General features: G+C 44.3%; 17 protein-coding genes. 9 read left to right on the top strand and 8 right to left on the bottom strand.

The genetic code is table 11. The annotated features are described in order from the left end of the window. Positions 1-21: 21 nt before the first annotated feature. Both HY064_00995 and HY064_00990 read right to left on the bottom strand, forming a co-directional pair. Positions 22-3,090, bottom strand: coding sequence for a gliding motility-associated C-terminal domain-containing protein (locus HY064_00995; GenBank protein ID MBI3509209.1), 3,069 nt, complete (start codon positions 3,088-3,090; stop codon positions 22-24). 31 nt (positions 3,091-3,121) lie between these two features. Then, positions 3,122-6,208 carry a gliding motility-associated C-terminal domain-containing protein gene (locus HY064_00990; protein ID MBI3509208.1) on the bottom strand — a complete coding sequence of 1,029 codons (3,087 nt, stop codon included), beginning with the start codon at positions 6,206-6,208 and terminating at the stop codon, positions 3,122-3,124. A 181-nt stretch (positions 6,209-6,389) separates the two neighbouring features. Here HY064_00990 and mtgA point away from each other — a divergent pair, with 181 nt between their 5' ends. Continuing rightward, a complete protein-coding gene (gene mtgA, locus HY064_00985; protein ID MBI3509207.1) occupies positions 6,390-7,118 on the top strand; it encodes a monofunctional biosynthetic peptidoglycan transglycosylase in 729 nt (242 codons plus the stop codon). Beyond that, the gene (locus HY064_00980) at positions 7,115-7,702 is read left to right on the top strand and encodes a hypothetical protein (GenBank protein MBI3509206.1); all 588 of its coding nucleotides are present in this window, start codon (positions 7,115-7,117) and stop codon (positions 7,700-7,702) included. The genes mtgA and HY064_00980 overlap by 4 nt, the downstream gene beginning before the upstream one ends. Here the strand turns inward: HY064_00980 and HY064_00975 are convergent, their stop codons facing one another. After that, complete coding sequence (locus HY064_00975) at positions 7,703-8,341, bottom strand: O-methyltransferase (GenBank protein MBI3509205.1); 639 nt, start codon at positions 8,339-8,341, stop codon at positions 7,703-7,705. 144 nt (positions 8,342-8,485) lie between these two features. On the opposite strand from HY064_00975, the gene HY064_00970 reads away from it, so the two are divergent. Further along, positions 8,486-11,287 (top strand): PD40 domain-containing protein, encoded by a 2,802-nt coding sequence (locus HY064_00970; GenBank protein ID MBI3509204.1) that lies wholly within the window; start codon positions 8,486-8,488, stop codon positions 11,285-11,287. Between the two features lie 46 nt (positions 11,288-11,333). On the opposite strand, the gene HY064_00965 is transcribed toward HY064_00970, so the two are convergent. Genes HY064_00965 through HY064_00955 form a run of 3 tightly spaced genes read right to left on the bottom strand, consistent with a single transcriptional unit; the run spans position 11,334 to position 12,990 of the window. Further along, entirely contained in the window at positions 11,334-11,765 is a 432-nt protein-coding gene (locus HY064_00965; protein ID MBI3509203.1) for a GNAT family N-acetyltransferase, read from the bottom strand. Positions 11,766-11,767: 2 nt separating this feature from the next. Continuing rightward, the gene (locus tag HY064_00960; protein MBI3509202.1) at positions 11,768-12,106 is read right to left on the bottom strand and encodes a hypothetical protein; all 339 of its coding nucleotides are present in this window, start codon (positions 12,104-12,106) and stop codon (positions 11,768-11,770) included. Positions 12,107-12,108: 2 nt separating this feature from the next. Then, positions 12,109-12,990 (bottom strand): PD40 domain-containing protein, encoded by an 882-nt coding sequence (locus tag HY064_00955; GenBank protein ID MBI3509201.1) that lies wholly within the window; start codon positions 12,988-12,990, stop codon positions 12,109-12,111. Positions 12,991-13,339: 349 nt separating this feature from the next. Here HY064_00955 and HY064_00950 point away from each other — a divergent pair, with 349 nt between their 5' ends. Further along, entirely contained in the window at positions 13,340-14,629 is a 1,290-nt protein-coding gene (locus tag HY064_00950; protein MBI3509200.1) for a hypothetical protein, read from the top strand. 187 nt (positions 14,630-14,816) lie between these two features. Here the strand turns inward: HY064_00950 and HY064_00945 are convergent, their stop codons facing one another. Beyond that, entirely contained in the window at positions 14,817-15,221 is a 405-nt protein-coding gene (locus HY064_00945; GenBank protein ID MBI3509199.1) for a hypothetical protein, read from the bottom strand. A 248-nt stretch (positions 15,222-15,469) separates the two neighbouring features. Beyond that, on the bottom strand, positions 15,470-16,429 hold the full coding sequence (locus tag HY064_00940; protein ID MBI3509198.1) for an acetyl-CoA carboxylase carboxyltransferase subunit alpha: 960 nt from the start codon (positions 16,427-16,429) through the stop codon (positions 15,470-15,472). 262 nt (positions 16,430-16,691) lie between these two features. Between HY064_00940 and HY064_00935 the strand changes: the two genes are divergently transcribed. The 5 genes from HY064_00935 (at position 16,692) to HY064_00915 (ending at position 23,315) form a co-directional block, all read left to right on the top strand. Continuing rightward, positions 16,692-17,051, top strand: coding sequence for a hypothetical protein (locus tag HY064_00935; protein MBI3509197.1), 360 nt, complete (start codon positions 16,692-16,694; stop codon positions 17,049-17,051). A gap of 19 nt (positions 17,052-17,070) precedes the next feature. After that, positions 17,071-17,910: a 4-(cytidine 5'-diphospho)-2-C-methyl-D-erythritol kinase gene (locus HY064_00930; protein ID MBI3509196.1), complete on the top strand. Its 840-nt coding sequence runs from the start codon at positions 17,071-17,073 to the stop codon at positions 17,908-17,910. Positions 17,911-18,140: 230 nt separating this feature from the next. Further along, positions 18,141-19,514, top strand: coding sequence for a DUF58 domain-containing protein (locus HY064_00925; protein ID MBI3509195.1), 1,374 nt, complete (start codon positions 18,141-18,143; stop codon positions 19,512-19,514). Continuing rightward, positions 19,511-22,351: a hypothetical protein gene (locus HY064_00920; protein MBI3509194.1), complete on the top strand. Its 2,841-nt coding sequence runs from the start codon at positions 19,511-19,513 to the stop codon at positions 22,349-22,351. The genes HY064_00925 and HY064_00920 overlap by 4 nt, the downstream gene beginning before the upstream one ends. Further along, positions 22,314-23,315, top strand: coding sequence for a MoxR family ATPase (locus HY064_00915; protein MBI3509193.1), 1,002 nt, complete (start codon positions 22,314-22,316; stop codon positions 23,313-23,315). The genes HY064_00920 and HY064_00915 overlap by 38 nt, the downstream gene beginning before the upstream one ends. Positions 23,316-23,328 lie beyond the last annotated feature (13 nt).

The following is a 23,328-nucleotide window of genomic DNA, read 5'->3' as shown; positions in this document are numbered from 1 at the left end:
GGTTCTGTTTTTTTTGAGAATTTATTGTTTGTCTTTTATCAGGTGAAGGAAGCCGCTCTCGTCATAGATTTTATCTGTGTAATCAACGAGGTGAGCTGTGTAATAATAAACGCCATCGCTTGCCAGGGATCCGTTCTTCGTTTTTCCATCCCATCCACCGGAAGTAGAATCCCATTCGTAGATCAACTCCCCCCAGCGATTGTAAATTTCACAGCGCAGTGATTTCATTCCTTCATTCGTGATCGTGAAAATATCATTCGTGCCATCAGCATTCGGTGTGAAAACGTTCGGGATGAAATAAGAAATGTTCGTGATCTCGATGCAGGTGTTTGTGGTGTCAAGGCATCCATATACGTTTGAAGTGGTCAGTGTGATGCAGTAAGAACCGGTATCGCCGGGAGTCAGCGTCACGCATGGATTCTGAATATTCGAAGAGCCAGTACCATTGAAATTCCATGACCAAGCCACCGAACCATTGGTAATATCTGTCGGACAAAGATCACCAGAACCTAAAATGAAATATCCGTTGATATCATTCACTGTGAAAGCTGCAACCGGTGAGGGGAGAAGTGATGCGCTTGCAATTCCAGTTGTAGTACACCCGTTCGCATCTGTTACAATTACTGTCAGCGTAGTTGAAGCTAAAAGATTGAATGTTGTTGATGCCGTATTCGCGCCGTTCGACCAGGAATAAGTATAGGGTCCTGTTCCCCCTCCACCAGATGAATTGAGAGTGACCGGTCCGCCGGCGCAGGAAGAATCGGGTGTCATCGCCACGGTTAGGAGTGTTGGCTGTGTTACCTGAACGGTTTGTGTTATAATACAACCATTGGCATCTGATGCTGTTACTGTGTAGGTTCCGGCAGCAAGATTGCTGGCAGTAGCCGCATTTCCTCCCGATGGAGTCCATGCATATACGTATGGGCCTGTTCCGCCGGAAACATTCACAGTTCCCGATCCGATCGATTGGCCGAAGCAACTTTCATTCACTGAAGTTGCAGTAGTGTTCAACGCAGTAGGTGATGTGATAGTGAAGGTTTGTGTTGCAGTACAACCTGCTGCATCAGTGATCGTACATGTATACTGGCCGGCGGCGAGATTATTCGCTGTTTGCGCATTTCCTCCTGATGGTGACCAGGAATAAGTGTAAGGACCTGTTCCGCCTGATGGAGTAGCAGTGGCGCTGCCGTTATTGCCAGCGAAACAGGAGAGATCAGTTTGTGATGCAGCAATAGTGATAGGTGTTGAACTGGTAATGGTAGCAGAATCAATGATCGTGCAGCCATTCGCATCTGTGATGGTAACGGTATAAGTTCCGGGATTCAGGTTCGGTTCTGTAGCAGCAGTTCCGCCAGATGACCAGGAGTAGGTGTAACCGGGTGTTCCGCCACCTACAGTTGCTGTTGCACTTCCCTGTCCATTGCATCCCGCAGGAACAGCAGTCATGGATAATGTGAGTGCAGGCGGTTCTGTAATGGCCAGGGTTTGTGTTATAACACAACCATTCGCATCGACCACTGTTACGGAATAATTTCCGGCAGGAAGATTGATTGCGCCCGCGCCCGATCCGCCGCTCGGTGACCACGAGTACGTGTAGGCGGGTGTTCCGCCGCTCACAGTAACACTTGCAGTTCCTGTTGCCTGGCCGTTACAAGCAGGAGATGTGTTGGAAGAAGTTGAACTGAGAGCCGCAGGTTGCGTGATCATACTCACTTGGTTAAAGGTGCACCCGTTTGCATCGGTGACTGTGCAAGTATACGTTCCCGCCGCGAGTCCACCCACAGTTGCGCCACTTCCTACGTTGGGTGTCCATGCATAAGTATAAGGTCCGGTTCCTCCGGATGGTGTAACAGTGATGGACCCATTATTTCCATTCGCGCAAGGAATATTTGTAACTGCTGCACTGCCGGATAAATTCCCATTGCTGGTGACAGTCACAACTTGAGTTGCAGTTGCACATGTTCCTGTAACAGTAACGGTATATGATCCGGGACATAATCCTGTTGCTGTTTGCGTAGTTTGTCCACCGGGTGTCCAGGAGTAAGTATAGGATCCTGCCGGTGATGGTGTAACAGTTGCGGTTCCATCGCAAGCAGAACATGTTGCTGCAGTAGAACTTCCCGTTGCAGTAATAGAAGATGCAGAAGGCGTACATGTACTACAACTCGTTTGAAAATATAATCCGGCGATACAGAAATTGTAACAATCACCGCCAGTAGAAATGTCGTAGAGTGATGAGGTTTGCCCTACAGCGAGTGTACTATTCACCTGTTCGAAATTCCACCAGTTCCAGGTTATCGGATCTGGTGTTCCATTCAGGTCAAGAGAATTCACTGCCATCTGAATATCACCGAATCCTCCGAATGCAATTACATTGGAAGCAGTTCCGCAAACTGCAGGATAAGTGAGCGTAGAAGAAGTGGCTCCTCCTCCGATAATGATTGCACCATCGCTGATGTAAATATTTCCCTGGTAAGTTTGAGTAGGATCAGAATAAATGATCATGAGTGTTGCTCCGTCCATATCATTTGCAGAACCGGAAGTGAGACTTGTCCACAAACCACTGACGTTGTATGTTCCGTTTCCGTTTACAGATGCAGAGATATCTGCACGGTAAGTATAGGATCCCACATAGCCCCAGCATTTATCCGGACCCGCACCGGAAATCGTCATCGGATAATTTGCACTTCCTAGCGGGCCGTTGACTGTTGCTGTTTGAGCGGCACCATTTCCGGAACCTTCAGCCCACAAAAAAGCTTTATCAATTGTTGCACAAGCAGGAATTCCGGAGATAACGAATGGCGCAGGTTGAGCAATTCCCGCTGGAGAAAACCGTTGTCCGAGTCGTTGAGATGCAGTTGTAAAATTCAATCCACATTCGGTATTTGAATAAATACTTCCGAGAGAACCATTACCATCCTGCGGAGTTTGGTTCGGGCCGGAGTGATTTGCATTATTGTTATTCGTATGATGATAACCGCATGCACCGGGAACGCCTGGACATCCGGTAGAAGTTTGCACCTGTGCAGGGATCTCAGCGGCCAGAAAAATACCCGCAAGAAGAATTAAAGTGTTGTAAAATTTTTTCATGGTCGATTAAATTGGGATTGTGAACATGATCTTAATTGTCTTTGATGAGATGAATGAATCCACTTTCATCATATACTTTTTCAGAATAATCAGTGAGTCGTGCAGTGAAATAATAAACACCGTCGCTTGCCGGCGAACCATTTTTTGTTTTTCCATCCCAACCACCGGAGGTGGAATTCCATTGGTAAATAAGTTCGCCCCATCGGTTATAAATGGAGCACTGTAACGATTGCATTCCAGTATTGGTTATCACGAACAGGTCGTTGTTGCCGTCACCATTCGGTGTGAATACATTCGGAATGCTGTAAGATGAATTAGTGATCTCGATGCAGGTGTTTGTTGTATCGGTACAACCAAATGAATTTTCGACAATGAGTTGCGCACAATAACTTCCGATGTTACCTGATGTTATGGTAATGCAGGGATTCTGCGAAGAAGAAGTATCAGATGTTCCGAGTAACCAGTTCCAGCTGACCACGCCGGAATTCCCGGTGAAACATAATTGTCCCGACGATCCGGTCAATTGAAAAACACCGTTGGTTGCATTCGAACTGATCGTTGCAAGCGGAAGAGGATTCACCGTTGCAGTAACAGTGCCTGTTGCTGTGCATCCGTTCAAGTCAGTAACCGTCACAGTGTAGGACGTGGTGCTGATGAGATTCACATTGATATTCTGAGTCGTTTGTCCGCCGGGTGACCAGGTGTAAAAGTAAGGGCCGGTTCCACCGGATGCACCTGAAGTAATAACAGAATTCACACCGTAACAAACAGAATTGCCGGAAGTATTCACCGCGATCTGTGTCGGCTGCGTGATCGAAAGCGGTTGTGTTGAAATACAACCATTCGCATCGGTCACCGTTACGGTATAGTTCCCGGCAGGCAGGCTGTTCGCAGTTTGGCCTGTTCCTCCTGATGGAGCCCAGTTGAAAGTATACGCCGGGGTTCCGCCGGAAACATTCAGCGTTCCCGAACCATCACTCCAGCCAAAACAACTCACGGGAACTGCACTCGTGCTGGTGATCAGTTGAGCGGGTTCCGAGATCGTCACGATCTGCACGGTTGAACATCCGTTGCTGTCAGTGATAGTACAAGTATAACTACCGCCCGGTAGTCCGGAAGCCGTTGCTGCATTTCCACCGAATGGAGCCCAGCTGTAAGAATAAATTCCTGTTCCGCCGGAAGCGGTTACCGAGGCACTTCCGTTATTATTCCCGAAACACTGAACATCGGTAAAAGTGGAAGTTGCTGTAACACCTGTAGGATTCGTAACAGAACAGGTTTGTGTTGTAGTACAACCATTGGCATCCGTGATCGTGCACGTGTAGGTTCCCTGAACGAGATTATTTTCTGTTTGTGCATTGCCACCGCTCGACCAGCTGTAAGAATAAGGCATAGTTCCTCCGGAAGGATTTGCGGTCGCTGATCCATTGGAAGAACAGCCCGCATTGACGACCGTAATCGTAGCAGCAAGAATATTGGGTTCTGTAATTGTTACTGTGGCAGTACCGGAACATCCGTTCGCATCAGTGATCATGCAAGTATAAGTGCCTGCTGTAAGACCTGAAGCTGTTGCATTTGTTCCTCCAGTCGGTGCCCATGAATAATTGTATGATGGTGTTCCTCCGAACGGACTGATAGTAGTACTTCCGTTATTTCCACCATTACACAAAACATTTGTTTGCGTACTTGTTGCAGTAATGGGAGGAGGTTGAGTTACATTAACCACCTGTAGATTTGTGCAGCCATTACTGTCGGTGATTGTGCAGGTATAAGTTCCGGAAGAAAGATTGGTTGCAGTTGCTCCATTTCCGCCGGAAGGTGCCCAACTGTAAGTGTAAACTCCGGAACCACCACTTGCGGTGACGGATGCATTTCCATTATTTCCTCCAGTGCATGTTGGCGATGCGGAAGAAGAAGTCGCGGTTAGATTTCCTGTATTCGGAACAGTGAGTGTTACAGTAGTTGCGCAACCTGTATTTGCATCAGTGATCACACAAGTGTAATTTCCGGAAGCAAGATTAATTGCTGTGGCATTTGTTCCACCTGAAGGAGTCCAATTGTAAGTGTAAGTTCCGGATCCGCCAGAAGGAACAACTGTTGCCGATCCTGTATTGGAAGCACACGAAGATGCCGTTGTGGATGTTGTTGCAGTTAATGAATTCGAAACATTGATCGTGATCTGGTCATTGACAACAATAGGACCGGAGCAACTTGTGTTGGTAACAGTTGCAGTGTAAGTAGTAGTTGCAGTCGGACACACGTTCACAGTGTTCGTTGTTCCGATCACACCGCTTGGTCCTGTCCACGAAACAGAATAATTCGGTGCGCCCGCCGGCATAAATCGTTGTCCGTCATTAGTCGCGGTCCATTGTGTAGGATAATTTCTTCCCGGAACAAAAAATGCATTTGTACCTGTTGCGTTCTGTATTCCTTCTATTGCTGCTCCTCCATTCCAGGTTGTGCAAACCGGTTTATCCTGGCAATAGACATCGATGATGTTGGTAGTTTCGTGAAGCACAACTTCAGAAGTAGCGATGAGGTTGTTGCATTGATACATCGCAACATCATTCCAGCTCACCACAAATTCGCGACAAGGAGCAGAACCATAAACCTGCCAGTTAACATCGGTGGCGGAATTGGCAGTAGCAACTGAAGGATCAATATCGTGCCACGGACACATGATGCTGTTCATCGGATCTGCATTCGAAGGAATCGCAGCGCCAATGGGCCATTGGCAATAACCACTCGCCTGAGTAAGATCGAAAGTGATGATTGCGTTTGAACCGATGACGATCGAGTTATAAGTGTTTCCGAAAAATTCAAAACAGAATGGAAGAGCAATTGTTCCGGACCAGGTATCATCAATATTGATGAGTACAGAATTTCCGCCAGTGTACGGATATGGATTATAAGCAATAGGATTCACCGTGTATGAAGTTGTTCCTACAGAACCCTGGACACTTGCATTGAGATTTACACATTGGCCGGAGCAGATACTCTGATCAGGCCCGGCGTCAACTGCAGGACATGCAGACGCCTGTGCGCGTGTCGTACGCGGGGAAAACAGAAAAATCAAAAAGAAAGAAAATAAGGATAAGAAATGTAGCCCTTTTTTCATTGGAGTTCAATACACAGGTTTGCCAGCGACAAGATAGAAAAAAACAGGTTATCAGGCAATGTGTAAATGGACGATTTATTGAACATTTTCATTGCGAAAAGAGTGGGTTTTCATTCACTATGGTTTAATAACTGTGGATGAAGTGGGGGAAACTTCTGCCCGAAACGAAGTAAATTTGTTTATGACTCAATTCCCATTGAAGATTTTCCGGTTTTTCATTCGCGCCGGAATATTTTTTATTACGTTCAGTTTTCTGCTTGTGCTGGTTCTCCGATGGCTCCCCGTTTCCTATACACCGCTCATGTTCATCCGGCTTTGCCAGCACAATGAAAAGGAAAAAAAGATCGATCATCAATGGGTGGGGTTCAAAAGTATTCCGGACAATCTCGAGCTTGCAGTGGTGTGTTGCGAAGACCAGCGTTTTCTTCTTCATCACGGATTTGATCTCGAAGAAATAGAACGCGCAAGTAAGGAAGCAGAAGATGGCGGAAGAACGCGAGGGGCCAGCACTATCAGTCAGCAAACGGCGAAAAATGTTTTTCTCTGGCCCAGCAGCACGTATGTGCGTAAAGGATTTGAAGTATGGTTCACACTGCTGATAGAATTTTTATGGGGCAAAAAAAGGATCATGGAAGTTTACCTGAATTCGATCGAATTCGGAAACGGAATTTACGGATGCGGGTCGGCCGCAGAGCATTTTTTTCATAAGGATGTTTCCCTTCTGTCCAATGCCGAAGCGGCGCGGCTTGCCGTGGTACTTCCTAATCCTCTCGGGATGAAAGCAGATGCTGCAAGTGGAATTGTTATTAATCGAATGACATGGGCACTCGGGCAAATGAAGAATTACGGAAATAAAATTGATTTTGACAAAGGCGGATCTCCATTGGAAAATACAACCGGCACCAAGTGAAAAAAATCAGTTTCATATCGGCTATCATCATTCTTTCCACGGGATGCAATAGTTTTTTTCACGAGCGCTATTCATCGCTGAAAAAAATTCCTGCTCACGGCATTCCCAGTGAAGAAAAATGTGCAGCCATCAGAAAAAATGATCCGGATACTCAAGCCGCTTTAGTGGCCGCACAAAATGAAAATTTATACGCGAATGAAATTGTACTTCCGGCTAAGCCCGCCTGTTTTTCCGGGAACGATTCCATTTCTCATTTAATGCGCGGAGAAAAAAAAATTTCCTCTTTCCTGCATGCAGGCGTGCTCAGAAAAAATTTTCCATTCAAAAAGAATTTTCGCAAGGGAGATCCGCCCAATGACCATTCCGCAATTATTATTCTGGGCATGATCATCGTCGGACTTTTCCTGATGGGATACGGTGGTGGAATACTGGTCGTGGGAATTCTCGCGCCGAGCGCATTGCTTATCCTGCTCGGCGCTGCAATGCTTTTTCTCGGGATCATTCCTTTCCTGGGTTTGATCTCAATGATTGCCGGTGATCCGTATAAAGACGGGCCGAAAAAATTCCAGGAAAAAAAACGCTGATCATTTTTTCCGGATGATGAGCAAACCATCGCGCACCGGAAGTAAAACCTGTTCTGCTTTTTTTTCGTTCAGCGCTATTGCTGCAAATTTTCTGACGCCTTCCGTTTCTATGTCTTTTTCATTTTCATCAATGACCTTTCCACTCCAGAGCATGTTATCGGCTATGATGATGCCGCCGCTTTTCATTTTTGGAAAAATAATTTCCCAGTAAGCCGGATAATTTTCTTTGTCAGCATCAATGAACGCAAGATCGATCGGGTCTTTGATCTCTTTGAGAATAGTCAGCGCATTGCCATAACGCATTTCTATTTTTTTTCCGTGAATTGATCCTTCAAAAAATGGCTGTACTAATGGTTTCAATTCTTCATTGATATCGATCGTGATCAGTTTTCCTTCTGCGGGCAATCCTTCCGCAAGGCAAAGCGCAGAATAACCGGTGAACGTTCCTACTTCAACGATAAGCGAAGGATTACACATTTTCGAGATCATGCTGAGCAAACGTCCCTGCAGATGTCCCGACAGCATTCGGGGCATGTATGTTTTCAGATGTGTTTCCCGGGAAAGCCGCCTGAGTAATTCACTTTCTGCTGTAGTTTTCTCAATGGAATATTCTTCAATTTTCGGATCAATAAAATTCATCTTAAATGTTTTTTCAAAGGTAACATCCCGTGGAAAAAAACGTAAAAACTGCTACAATGTCAGTCCTTCTTAACTTTCTTGTGTTCAAAAGTTGAGAATTTGTTAATAAGCGCGCTATTCCGATTTGTTCAATTTAGCCTGATTATGAGAAAGCTCCGATTTCTGCTCGTTGCATTGGTTTTCTGTGCCAGTCATTTATTGGCGCAGAAGAAAGATAAAGCGACGGAGAAGAAAGAGGAAAAATGGCTGGAGACCGCAGAATATTTTTACGAAGAAGGAAATTATCTCCGCGCGTTGCCGTATTACAAATTATTGTCGGACGCCCATACTGATGATGCGTATTTCCATTACCAGTTGGGAATTTGTTACCTGTACAAAGGAGACGAAAAAGAAAAATCGATCACCAATCTTGAATCTGCAAAACAACTGGACAATACATTACCGCGGATTGATTATTATTTAGGCCGTGCTTATCATCTGAATTATCGTTTCGATGACGCCATCAATGAATTCAATCTCTCCATGCAGAATGATGAACTCAATGACAAGGATAAAAAAGAACTCAACCAGTATATCGGCTATTGCGAAAGTGCAAAAAAACTCATGCAGGATACTGCCGATGTGGAATTGAAAAATATCGGCGACCCGATCAATACTGCGAATTCAGAATATGTTCCGGTGATCTCTATTGATGAATCGAATCTTATTTTCACTTACCGTGGGGAAAGAAGTACGGGCGGACTCGAGGATGCAAAATTCAGATCAGATACTACCGGCGATTATTATGAAGACATCATGTATTCCATGCGCGTGGGCGATCGCTGGCTCGACCCGGAACCGATCAGTAATAACATCAACACAAAAGGACACGATGCAAGTATTGCGTTGTCGAATGACGGGCAAATACTTTTCATTTTTAAAAGCAATTCAAAAGACGGCGGCGATATTTACATGAGCACACTCAACGGTGATAATTGGTCAACGCCTGAAAGATTAGGGCCGACCATCAACACCGATAAATATTGGGAAGGAAGTTGTTCGCTTTCCAGTGACGGGCAAATTCTGTATTTCGCTTCTGATCGTCCCGGCGGATTAGGTGGAAGAGATATTTATTATTCCAATAAGCAGAGCGACGGATCATGGGGGCCTGCGATCAACATGGGACCCACTATCAACACGCCTTACAATGATGATGCGCCTTTCATTCATCCTGATGGCATCAATTTATTTTTCAGTTCCGAAGGACACAACAGTATGGGAGGGTATGATCTTTTTTATTCCACTTTCAAAGATGGCCAATGGGGAGATCCTGTGAATCTCGGTTACCCGGTGAATACTCCTTCGAACGAAAGATATTACACACTTTCTGCTGACGGAGCAACGGGTTATTATTCTTCAGATATGAAAGGCGGATATGGCCAGCAGGATATTTATACGGTGAGTCCGGGATTCCAGGGAGAGCCGCCGATACTCGCACTTGTTGTTGGTTTTGTTACGAAAGACGGAGCGCCGACTGATGCAAATATCAACGTCACTGATTCTACCACTGGGAAAGTGTATGGAAATTATCATTCCAATTCAATGAGCGGAAAATATCTTATTGCCCTCAAACCCGGAAATACTTATAAAGTTGCGATCGAAGTAGAAGGTGCTGATCCTTATTTCGAATATGTGAATGTGAAAGGGCTCGATACGTATGTGCAGGTGAATAAAGATTACAATTTCACCACAATGAAAACTGATTCGGGAACAACAGTTACTCCCGCAGTTGAAGATTCAAATGATGTGTTGCAGAAAAAGATAGATACGCAATTAAAAGAGATCCGTGCAGAGCAGAATGACCAGGTGTATGAACAGCGCATTTACAAACAGGTGCTGAAAAAACACGGAACAGATTATGATTCTACAATGAATTATGTAGTTGAACTCGGCACGTATGAGAACGCAAAAGATTTTGATTCATCAAAAGTTGCTGATATGGGGCCGATCACACGAACCGTTACCGCCGATGGATACGTGCGTTATTCGGTGGGGCCATTCAAAAATCTGATCGACGCTGAGCTTTACCGATCGCGATTGACTTCACACGATTCCACCATCGCATCAAATTCGGAAGTGGTGATTTACAAGAATGGAAAACGTTCTACTATTCCTTCTTACTACCGCAATGATTATAAAAGATCGGGTTACACGCCGCGCACGGATACGCGCGTTGTGATGAGCAAAAAAGGAACGCTCAATACAACTATTGGCAGCGATTACGGTTATGATAAAATTGTGAATGACTACGGAACATTCCAGGCCGACGGACTCGAATATAAACTTGAAATAAAAAATCCGAACGACACAACTTTTTTCGCCAAGCATGGAAAAATAGAACGCAAGCAATACCCGGATGGAACTGTGCGCTATTATCTCGGCCCGTGGAAAACACTGAAGGAAGCGGAAGATTTCAGGAACAATCTTATCAGCAGCGATTCTACTGCGGCAAAATCTCTTATCACTGTTTTCTATTTCGGCCAGCGTAAAACCGTTCCGGATTTCTTCAATAATCTTCCCTGCAATAACAACCCCGTCGATCTTACCGCATTTAAAAATAAATCACTCAACGATACAGCAGTCTATCATAAATTTCTCGGGCTCGCAGGAAATTATTGTCGCCCGGGATTGACCTACACTGTGCAGATCGGCGCTTATCATCACCCGCAGAATTTCAAATATTCTCAACTGGATAAATTCGGCCCGGCAACTATTAAAGATTATCCCGACACACTCACTCGCTTCACTATGAAAACTTTCGATACCGTGCGTGATGCAGAAATTTTCCGGCAGCAATGCATTCGCCTTGGAATTAAAGATGCGTGGATCACCGTGACTTACAAAGGAGAAAGATTCACACTCGAGCAACTGATAGCAAAAGATTTCTACGGCCAGCGGATCGATTAGATTTTTGATTTTTTTTTCTTCTTCGCTTCTGTCTACTGTCTACTGCCTACATATAAATATCTCTCCTGATAATTTCCATCATGTTCTGCGGATTCTTCGTCACTTCAAAACCGAATTGCGTGTAGAGCGTGTGTGCATCGCGCGTGGCGAGCGTGAATCTTCGTAATCCTTGCAGATCGGGATGATCTATGATGAATTTCATCATCGCCTTACCGATTCCTTTTCCGCGGTAATTTTCATTCACGATCACATCGCACAGGTACGCATACGTCGCCTTGTCTGTGATCACGCGCGCGAATGCAATTTGTTTTTCTCCTTGATAAACATTGAAGTTGATTCCGCTTTGAATTGCTTTTTCTAAAAGAGTACGGGGAATATTTTTGCACCAGTAACTGTTCGACAGTTCATGATGAATAAAATTCATATCAACTTTTTCTGTTGAATCATTGATGATGAATTCTCCGAAAACAATTTCCATACTTATTCTTTCACGTGAAATTTATGCATGGCGCGGTGAATGACAGGAGCGAGGAGAACGCCAACTGTTGTGAGAAAAGCTACACCGCTGAAGATAGCGTAGAACGAAGCGAAAATTTTTGCTGTTTCATTTTTCATCGGATCTATTGGCCCCATTCCGGTTAAGATCATTGACGCGTTCAGTAATGAATCAACCCAACCCAGTGAATTGAAAAAATGATAACCAAGTACGCCGATCATCAGCGAAATGAAAAGCAACAGCATCGCAAGCATGAAACTACCTATGAGCCGCTTCGTGAATTCTTTTTTTGTCGCTAATGGTTTGTGTTTGCTTTCGTACATGATCAGAGGTTGTCGGTTAATGCAATGAGATCCCCATAGGGAGAAATAGCAATGCGGGTGATCTTGTGTAATCCGTTGGTGGCGAAATCGTGTTCGAGTTTCCAGACTCCGGAATTGAACATCGTGCTGTAGAGTTTTGTTCCTTGCGCTGAGAAGATCCGCCCGTTTTTATCAATGGCAAAATCCTGACTGCCCTTAGGAAGTATGATCGCCGGAGCCAGAGAATCATTGTGTACACCCGTATTTGTCAATCCAGTGACCCAACAATTGCCACTGGTATCTGTTTTGGTGTAAAACATAATATCACCGTAAACACCGAAAGAACGGCCGATGCTCTCATCAACTTTTATTGTTTTCCCGCTGTTCAGATAACCAATGTAAAGTGTCATCGGTTCCGGAAGATCAGCAATGAAAACGGTGTTAGCGTCAAGCCATCTGTAATAAGCAACACCTTTCAGATCGGGAAAAAGAATTTCTGTTTTAGGATGAACGACATCTGCTTTTGTTTCATCGTAGCTCCATAATCTTTGTGTTGAATCTTGTTCTACCACAACAGCAGTCATGAAATGTGTTCCCGGAATAAACATCGGAGAATATTCGCTGACGTTAGTACTCGTGACGCGTGAAGTTCCGTTGGAGTTGTGACAATAAATATCCGTTTCACCACTGTCACGAACGGATGTCCAGAAAATATTTTCTTCATCAGAGGAAAACCACGGTTGATTATCATAGCCGGGGCGATTTGTGATATTCTTTCCATTGGTGAATGTCCCTAATGCAGCTTCTCCATACGTATCGAACACCCAGATATCCGTTTCCGGCATCTGCGCAATGAGTTCGGAGAACGGAAGGAGGAGAATGTAGAAGAAGAGGAATTTTTTCATTTAGCACAATGCTTTTTGACGTGTTCTTCTTTATGCGGAAAATAAATTGGAATAGGCATGAGCCAAAATTAGCAAAGAAGAAGATGCGAACACAAGATGGTATTTTCAGGTAGTGGGTCAGTTTGAAAATTCTTAGTGCCTTAGCGTCTTTGCGGTTTAATAAAAGAATGGTTTAGGAACCGTCCTTCAATTCTTCAGGGCAAGCTCCGGCGCGAAGTTGAATCGGAAAAGAGCAAACTGAGCCACTACCTATTTTTCACCAATGAAAGATCAGCAATTGCGTTTGACCTGTTAAATCATGGAATATTCCAGATGTGAGTGGTCTTTTTGTTTTTCGTAAATTAGATTCATGCGAAGAGCATTACCATTTTTTTTGTTGTGCCTTTTTTTTGCTACTTGTAAAAGAGATACCGACACTGCGCCGCCGGATATTTCAGTAGTGACTCCTTATGACATGCAGCAATTCAATGTGTTCGATACTATTCATGTTCACTTCACGGCGCACGATGAAACGCAACTCACAAATTACAATGTGAAACTCGAAGATGCGAATAACATTTCTGTGATTCCCGGAGTTTCGGGAACGCTCACCGGAATGAGTGCCGATATTTCATTCGATTACCCGATCAGCGAAATCCGTCTCACATCCGGAACTTATTATCTCGTGATAGAAGTGAGCGATGGAACCAATCTGAAAAGGATTTTCCGGAATATTTACGTTACCGAAGTTCCGAGAAAACTGAAAGGCGCTTGCGTGGTGATCTCGCCTTCTGCAAATTATTTCGAGGTGAATTCCATTGACACTGCAATGATCAACGTGGCAAATATTTCCGGATTCTATTATGGTTTCACCGATATGTTTGTCAATTCTTACTGGCAGCAGGCCGTTGTGGAAGGAAATGATCTGGGTTATGTAAACGGTTATTCATTGGGAACAATAAATGCATTCAATTATTATTCTTCCGGCGCTGCTTCACCGGTGTGGGGCGGTATCTGTTCAACAGGCCAACGCTATTGGGTAACGATGCCCGGTTCAGGAATGATCAGGAGTTTTGACGAGACCGGCCTTACCAAAGCGCAGGGTGCAACGGATGCCGGTTATTATGCACTGAAAATTTTCAATGTTGGTTCGCGCGTGTTTACCGAGCAGAGAAATGTTACTACGTTCGATTCGAAGATCGTGGTGTATAATACTTCCGGCGTCGGATTGCAGGAATCACCGATGAATCTCGATGTGGTTTCTTTTTTTGAAAAAGACGCTGATAATATTTATACACTTGGAAACTGGGCCGGGCAGGGGCATCTTTTTATTTACGATTATAATTCCAATGGATTCTGGGAACCGGTTTCGCTTGCAGCCGGCGCAACAATTACCTGCGCTGCACAGATCGACAACACTACTTTGCTGATCGCTATGAGCAACAGCGTTGTTTATAAATTCACTTATTCTCCTGTAGGATTGCTCACATGGAAAGCGGGCGTCTATCCTTCGCTGGTGGAATACGATCAGCCCGACGATGCTGTTTTCTGGACGGAAGGAAGTGCGCTGAAAAAATATTCTTTTTCTACCGCGGCGCTGTTGCGCACGTATACGTCTTCTTCCAATATTCTTGATCTGAGTTTGTGGTACAATCGGTGAGCTTTGAGTTATACCAATACTTAGCTCAGAAATTTCCAATGGGCATCTCTAATAACTTCGAACTGCTGCGTTGGGCTGCGTCCTCAAAATCCTCATTTACGAATAGTAAATTCCGGTTTTTCGGACTTGCCCGCCTTGCATTTCTGTGTTTTTAGAGATGCCCCAATTTAATTTTGGAGTTTGGATTTTATTTTTTTTCTCTTTTCTCGCTCTGTGCATATTTTCTTTTCAATTTTCGCTCATACTTTTCGGATTGGTGTTTTGTCATAATACCTCCGCCGAATAACAGTTCATTATTCCAGGTCATGAAAGGTATTGCTCCAGAAATTGTTTTCACGGAATCTGGAATTCGGAAGCAAAAAGTTTGAACAGAATCCCCGGCGATTCCCAGCAGTAAAGCACTGTTGGTTGGAAATGAATCAGAAGGATAATCAGAAATAATGCAGGCGACTGAACCATCAAGTGAATATGTGCCCTGATAAAAACGAGCGATTTTTTTTCTGCATGCATCGGTCGAATCACTACTGTATTTGTAGTGACAATTGTTCAAAGCATGTCTTATTTTCTTAGGAAATGCGCCGAAATCATTCACGACCGGCTGTTGATTCCATGAATTAGTGAAATCAAAATAAATTTTTGCTGATGCAATATTTGTTTTCCTGTAATGCGTGCAGGAAAACAGAAAAATCAGAAGAAATGGAATAATTCGCTTCAGCATTAACATTCAGACGCAACTAAACGAATATAGTTGGCTCAATAGCCAAAAATCTTAACCCAGAATCTGTCTGAATCTGTAATCTGTATTCTCCGTAGAAAATCCGTAATCCTCCCGCCAAATAACTATCCTTCCTCAATTACAACTCCCATCGCGCAGAATTTTTCGATGCGGTTTTTTACTAACGTTTTTGCATCCGGCATTTTCAGTTCGGCCACCTGTTTCAGAATTTCTGTTTTTACTGTTGCAAAAATTTCATCCCAGTTCACGTGTGCGCCACCTACAGGTTCTTTGATCACTCCGTCAATAAGATGTTGTCCGAGCATATCTTTCGCAGTGAGTTTCATCGCAACAGCAGCTTTTTCTTTTTCATTGGAACTTCTCCACAAAATGGTCGAGCAGTTTTCGGGAGAGATCACCGAGTACCAGGAATTTTCCAGCATCAGCACTTTATCACCCACACCTATTCCCAATGCACCGCCCGATGCGCCTTCACCGATGATGATGCAGATGACGGGAACAGTGAGCTTCGACATTTCTAAAAGATTTCTCGCGATCGCTTCGCCTTGTCCACGCTCTTCCGCTTCGATTCCGGGATAAGCGCCGGGAGTATCGATGAGCGTGACGATCGGTTTGTTGAATTTCTCAGCGAGTTTCATCAGGCGCAATGCTTTGCGGTATCCTTCGGGATTCGGCATTCCGAAATTATGAAACTGGCGCAGCTTTGTATTTCTTCCTTTCTGCTGGCCAATGAACATGATGGTTTCTCCATCCACTTGTCCGAATCCGCCCACCATCGCTTTGTCATCTTTCACCGTGCGGTCGCCGTGCAGTTCGATGAACGTATCGCCGCATAAACTTTTGATGTAGTCGAGCGTGTACGGGCGATCGGGGTGACGCGATACCTGCACGCATTGCCATGGCGTAAGATTGCTGTATAATTCTTTGCGCTTCAGTTGAATTTTTTCATCAACCTCGGCGAGTGATTTGGAAACATCCACTTTGCTTTTTTCGGCGGTGGAGATTATTTTTTCACGAAGCTCATCAAGCTCTTCGAGTGGTTTCTCAAAATCAAGATAGTTCATTCCGGGAGTAATATTGATTGGCGACAAAAATACAGAATACTGGGACTGGAAAGTTACTGTTTCGACGAAGGGGTGGAATACGACAATATCATTGGGAAAATGGGTATATTTCGGGGGGGAATAAAGCTGCTTTTATCAGATATTCAGTGAAATTATGTTGTTGGTCAGAATGTTCTGTGTTTCGTTTTGCTTGATTCTGTTCGGGGGTTTTTCGGTCAGAACCATTTCCGTTTCCAAAACCCATATTTCTTCAGCAGATACTATGAAATTGATTCAGGGTAGTTGGGAATTCGACTGCATAATGATCCTGAATAAAAAGCATTCAAAAGAGAAAAATTATTTTGCCACAAATCTGGAAATTGATTCAAACCAATTTATTATGAATCTAAGCGAAGCAGCTGAAGGGGGAAATATTGTCGAAAAGGATAATAAATTACTTTTTGTATTCTGGAACGATTGTCTAAAATACAAAACCGCAAATTGGTGTAGTGATATGGAAATTTACGAATGTAACAATGAAGAATTGATTCTATTAAAAAGGCAAACTAGTGCCGAATTCTATTTTGATAAGCAAAAGGGGCTATGCGATGTGCTTTTTGTTTACAAGAGAAAACATAAATAAATTTTGCATCAGAATTGAAATGATCTCCTTCCCCAACTCCAAAATAAATCTCGGCCTCAATATCGTCGAAAAACGCCCCGACGGATTTCACAACATCGAGACGGTTTTCTATCCGGTAGGGTGGAAGGATATTATCGAGATCACCCCTTCCAAAGCAACCGAACTGAAGATCACGGGGAACCCGGTGGAAGGAAAGTTGAACGAAAATCTCTGTATGCGTGCGTATGAGTTGTTGAAAAAAGATCATAGGATTCCTCCCGTAAAAATTCATCTGCATAAAAATATTCCAAGTGGGGCCGGATTAGGCGGCGGTTCTTCCGATGCAGTTTCTGTTCTGAAAATGCTCAATGAAATTTATGATCTGAATTTGTCGTGGGGAGAATTGCATCATTACGCAAAACAACTCGGATCGGATTGCAGTTTTTTTGTTACCAATAAACCGGTATTTGCGCAGGGAAAAGGAGATGATCTCGAAGGAATTCAATTTTCTATGAAAGCCCGCCCGGGCGAAGCGGTCGGACGGGGAAAATTCATTGTCATTGTCCATCCTCCCGCGCACGTGAGTACGGCGGAAGCGTATGCCGGCATGACTCCGCGCAAGAGTGAAATTTCTCCTGCAAAAATTATCACTGAAATGCCGATCGAAAAGTGGAAGGATGTACTCGTGAATGATTTCGAAAAAACTATTTTTAAGAAATATCCTGAAATAGAAAAACTGAAAATGCGTTTGTATGAAAAAGGCGCCATCTATGCATCTATGAGTGGAAGCGGCTCTGCTGTTTTCGGGATATCCGAAAAAGAAATTGCAACGGAAATATTTTCAGGGTACAATTGCTGGAGTGGCAGTTGTGATTTCTGATCACATATCCTCACGAAACTCCCAACTATTGTTAAGAATCGCTCAATTGAAAAATAGTATTTTGGTGCCAAATCAAACTTGCTAACTTTAGACAAGATGATTGGCCAGATCACGAAATACTGATTGCTAAAACACTCAACCTGCAAATAATCAGCAAATGAACAACACTTCGTATTTTTCGGTCATTCGTATTTCGTAATTCGTCCGTTTCGTAGTTCGTACAATAGTTTATGTTTAGAAAGATCTCCTACTGGCTTGGATTTACCGTAATGCGATGGCAACTGATCGCGACGCTCCTCTGCGTTTGGGCCATTTACGGATTCACTGATGAGCATTTCAAGATTTACGACAACAGCGATCAATCATTACTTATCCTCCATGCATTTCTTCCTGTGCTCGCGCGCGCGCTCCTGCTCGTACTCGGTTTCAGTGTGCTCACTTCGCTCTGTTCCTACCTCTGGTTTATTTTCCGCTATCGTTCAAAAAAAGTTTCCGTTACTCTGAAATTCGGCGATGGCCAACAGGCACTCGCAGGAATGGTTCCGTACCGGTTGACGGTAAAAGGGATTTTTCGTCCGCTGCTCGGCACGGTCCGCGGCAAACTTGTTTTTACAGGAATGAAACTTTCTTCCCCGGTATTGCTTGATGAAAATAATTTTCCGAAAGGAAGTATTCTCCGCCAATCCATTTCCGGCAAAGGGGAAACCATGCTGCATGATCGTGGAATTTATGACGTGGAGGAAATTCATCTCCAGTTCTTCGATGCACTCCGCATCATCATGCTTCCTTTTTCCATTCATGTTTCGAATCAATTCTATACACTTCCGCAGAAACAGGAAGAGAAACTCATCAAGGCAAATCCGAATACCACCGAAGAACAGTTGCAGCGTATTGAAATTCCGAAACGTGTAGAAGGAGAATACCTCAACTATAAAGATTTTGAAACCGGTGATGATGTGCGCAGGATCGTATGGAAAATTTACGCGCGCAGTAAAGAACTCGTTGTGCGCATTCCGGAAACAATGGATCCTTATGCATCGCATCTTTATTTCTATGCAAGTTTTTTCCGCGCAGATCGCGATGTGAGCGAAGAAGTTTTTGAAACAGAATTGCTCAATGGTTACAAAGACCGTCTGCGGAATATCCTGGATTCACTTCAGTTGAACGGATTTGAAGTGCGCATGCCTCACGACCAGGAAACACCGAAACTCGCCGGCGTAGGAGATAAGAAAAATGATCTCTTCCATATCACCGCTGCGCATTGGCAGAAAGACAAACGCCCCGTAGAATTTGTTGAACCGCGCAAAGCTGCTTTTGTGTGCGTGTCCTCGCTCGTGCCTGCGCAGGATGTGGCGCGTGCGATGGACAACCTGCCGATGTATGTTCCGGTTGTAGCTATAAAACTTTCCGATGGAATTCCTTCCGTGTTCCGTTTTCGTTTTAAAAATATTTTTTTCAAACCCGAACCGCAACCCGCTGATTCACTCCGCAGCCGCTGGTTGCTTTCTCCTATGAGAGCACGATTGAAAAAAAACGAACGCGAATTACAGTCACTTTTCAACCGGAGAGGAAATGCTTTTTTAATTGATGTGAACGGAAAATGAGCGAGGAGATCCATACACGGAAAACGATCCTGCAGCTTTTGTTCCGGCTGCTCTTCGAGGTGGCGCCTACCATTTTCATCAGCTACGTTACGCTCGGTTATATCAATAATTATTTCACAGCGCTCGAAACTTCTGTTGCCACACAAGCCATCTGGCTCGCCGCCGGACTTGTTATTTCATTCGTACTTTATTTTTATCGCGCCCGCATTGCAGTTACGATTATTCTTCTTTTGCTTGCTAATTGGATCGTCGCAAAAATAATTTCAAAAACTCCGGGAGAATTCGATCTTTTCAAACGCGAAGTTCAGTACCAGATATTTTCAACTTTATTTTTCATCGGCTGGGCTTTCGGGTTACTTCTTTCGAGATGGAGATTTGCTTTCATCGCCATTGCCATCGGACTCGGAATTACTACGATCAGTTCCATCGGGCAGAATATGGACATGACCGTTCCCGATGGAAAAACATTCGACGACGTTTTAAAATCATACATCTTCGATCACCTCTTCGCTTTATTTGCTTACGTGATGTTCATGCTTTTCATTTCACCTGTACTGGTGGAAATTCCTGATACCGGTTTAAAGAGAAGCGGAAGAATTGTGATGCGTGCGATCGCGTTCATGGCGCTGATGTTCGCCATTTTTATTTTCACAATGAATATCACCACATCGAATCCGCTGAAAGCCGTTGAAAAAATTCTCGAGTCAAGAGGAGGAATTGGCCCGCATCCTCCTGATAACGGCGATAAAAAAAATCCGTACGATGAAAATAACGGACTGCTCGAGCGCGGTGATAAAGGACAGAAACCAAATAAAGACGGAAAAGGCGGACAGGGCGGGAACAAGCCGGATGATAATGGTGATGGTGGTTACAAGATGAAGGACACGATGAAGATGAGTGATAAAATGAGCCAGGCCGATTTCGTGATGTTCTGTGCTAAGATCAAAAATTATTTTCCCGACGGAACTCCCAAACCTTTATACTTCGTTTATCACTACCTCACCAAATACGATCCGCATTCCGAAAGTTTTATCCGCGACACTGCGATGCCTTACTTCGATGAGATGCGCGTGGATCCTTCCACTTTGCCAATGTATCGTTCGAGAACAGATAGTTCGGTGATAAAAAATTCGCTCGCAACGAAAGAAAGAAAAACAGTGGAGTCGGAAGTTTACGTTTCTTCCAACACGTGGAAACATGCATTACTAGGTCCGTCCGGAACGTATTCGGTGCAGACCATTCCGGTCGATTGCACTTACAAAAATATGTTTCGCAATGCATACAAGGTTCGCTCTTATGTTTCTGATCTGAACAATGCGTATTTCGTTTACAATCCTTCCGCCAATCCGCAACTCGAAGATTACCAGCAGGAGCGTTTTAACGAACTGAGAAAAGTAACTGATTATTTTTCTGCCGATAAAAAACTTTACAATTACTACACCGACATGCCTACGGGCGTGCTTTACGATTCCATTCGCGCGCTCGCACAACGCATCACGAAGAATGCAACAACTCCGGTCGACAAAGTGATAGCAGTACGCGATTATTTTTTACAGCGCGATGAGAATGGAAAAAGGATCTATCGCTATTCACTCGATGCCGGTGTTCCGAGCGATCCGAATATTCCGAATGCATCGATGCTCAGGAATTTTCTTTTTAAAACACACACGGGCTATTGCACGTATTACGCAGGCGCTTCACTTTTCCTTTTGCGTTCTGTTGGAGTTCCCGCGCGATTCACAACGGGATTTGCAACGATCGATCGAAGCGATAAGAATAAAGGATGGTATTGGTTTTACGCGAGCCAGGCGCATGCGTGGACACAGGTTTATTTTCCGGGATACGGCTGGCTTGATTTTGATATGACGATCGGTAATGAAGATCAGAAAGAAGCGCCGAAGCCCGACGGAACTCCCCCGCTTCCTCCACCGGAACCGTGGCTCGTCATAGAAGGGAAAGCTGAAACAGATCCCGATCCGAAAACAAAACATCTCAGCGTTTCATTTGATAAAATTATTTTTTTCAACGATGAATATCATTTGAATCGCTCGTTCACGCGTGATGTGGATGCAACAGTTTGTCGTGTGATGTATGGAAAAAAAGATACTACACTCGCAGCAATTCATGCAGGAGATTCCATTTTCGTTGTGTCGTATGACGATGCGGCAAAAAAGGTTCCTCAGCCAATAACCGGTATGAAGATCGAAGACCAGGTGGAAAAATTTCCGGTTCCTGTTATTGCCGATGAAATACATAAGCAGCCGAAGGAAAAACCAAAGGAAAAAGAAGAGATCGATAAGAAGAATGGAAAAGCAAATGCAAAACCCATAACGTGGATGCAGATCATCGTGCGCATGCTCATCATCGTCGCAGCAGTAACCGTTTTCACATTTCTCCTCCCGTTATTCTGGATGTGGATACTTTTTGTGCGGATGAAATTATCTTCGGCGGCGAAGAAAAAAGCAGACCGCGCTTATCGTCTTGCGCTTTATCATTATCACATGAGCGGAACGGAGATCGCCAATGAAACTCCGCTGGAGTACGCCACCATAAAATCAGATCCGGTTTTCAGAAACGGGTTCGGAAATTTCATGAACGTTTATCTGCGGCTGAAATATTCCGGTGGACAAATGATGAATGGTGATGAGCAGATCATCCGCAATTTCGCTTCATCCATTCTCTCATCTGCAAGAAAAGCAAAAGGATTTTTCTCAATTCTCATCAGTTACACAAACATTTCCCGCGCAAATCGTTTTTTCAGAAGACCGTTGGAAGCAGACCAAAATAAAAACAAAGAACATGACGGACCACTTAGCGCCGACAACCGGCCCCAATAAAATTCCGCTGCTTATTGATAACATCAGTAAGATCATCCGCGGAAAAGAAAAAGAAATAAAATTTGTGATCACTGCGCTTCTTTCGCGCGGGCACATCCTGCTCGAAGACAATCCGGGCGCAGGAAAAACTGTTCTTGCAAAAACGCTTGCGCAATCCATTTCCGGCGGGCTCGACGAAGCGCCGGTGGAAGTGACAGGAACAGTTGCTTTCCGCAGGATTCAATTCACGCCCGATCTTCTCCCGATGGATCTGATCGGTTCACATATTTTCGATGATTCGAAAAAAGAATTCATTTTCAAAAAAGGTCCGCTCTTCACGAATATTCTTCTTGCGGATGAGATCAATCGCGCATCACCTAAAGTTCAGAGCGCGTTGCTCGAGTGCATGGCAGAGAACCAGATCTCCGTTGGAGATCGCACCTGGCATCTCGATAAATTATTTTTCGCGATCGCAACGCAGAACCCTATCGAGATGGAAGGAACGTATCCGCTTCCTGCTGCACAGCTCGATCGTTTCTACATGAAAATTTCTTTCGGTTATGTAACAGAAGATGTGGAACTCGACATTTATAATAATTACATCGCTATCGGCGACATCAAAGCGAATGTGAAGCAAGTTCTTTCTTATCACGATGTGGTGGAATTGCAGAAACAGTCGGAAGCAATTTTTGTTCATCCTGAACTTGTGAAAGCCGTGGTGAGCATCGCGCAGAATACGCGCCGTCACCCTGAGATCGCGCTCGGTTGTTCAACGCGTGGAGGAATCACTTTCATAAAATGTTTAAAATCGTGGGCGCTGGTGAACGGAAGAAATTATGTGATTGAAGATGATATCCGCGCCATTTCACGCCCTGTGCTTCATCACCGTTTGATCTTCCGTAATAAAGAAGCATCGCGCGTTGCACTGGCGCAGGTCGTCGATAAAGAACTTGAACGCCTCACCCGCCTGCATATTTCTCAATGAGAACTGCGTTGAA

Source organism: Bacteroidota bacterium (genome assembly GCA_016194975.1).
Lineage (GTDB): Bacteria > Bacteroidota > Bacteroidia > Palsa-965 > Palsa-965.
The sequence above is the reverse complement of the archived record's forward strand: the minus strand, read 5'-3'. Positions and strand labels throughout refer to the sequence as shown.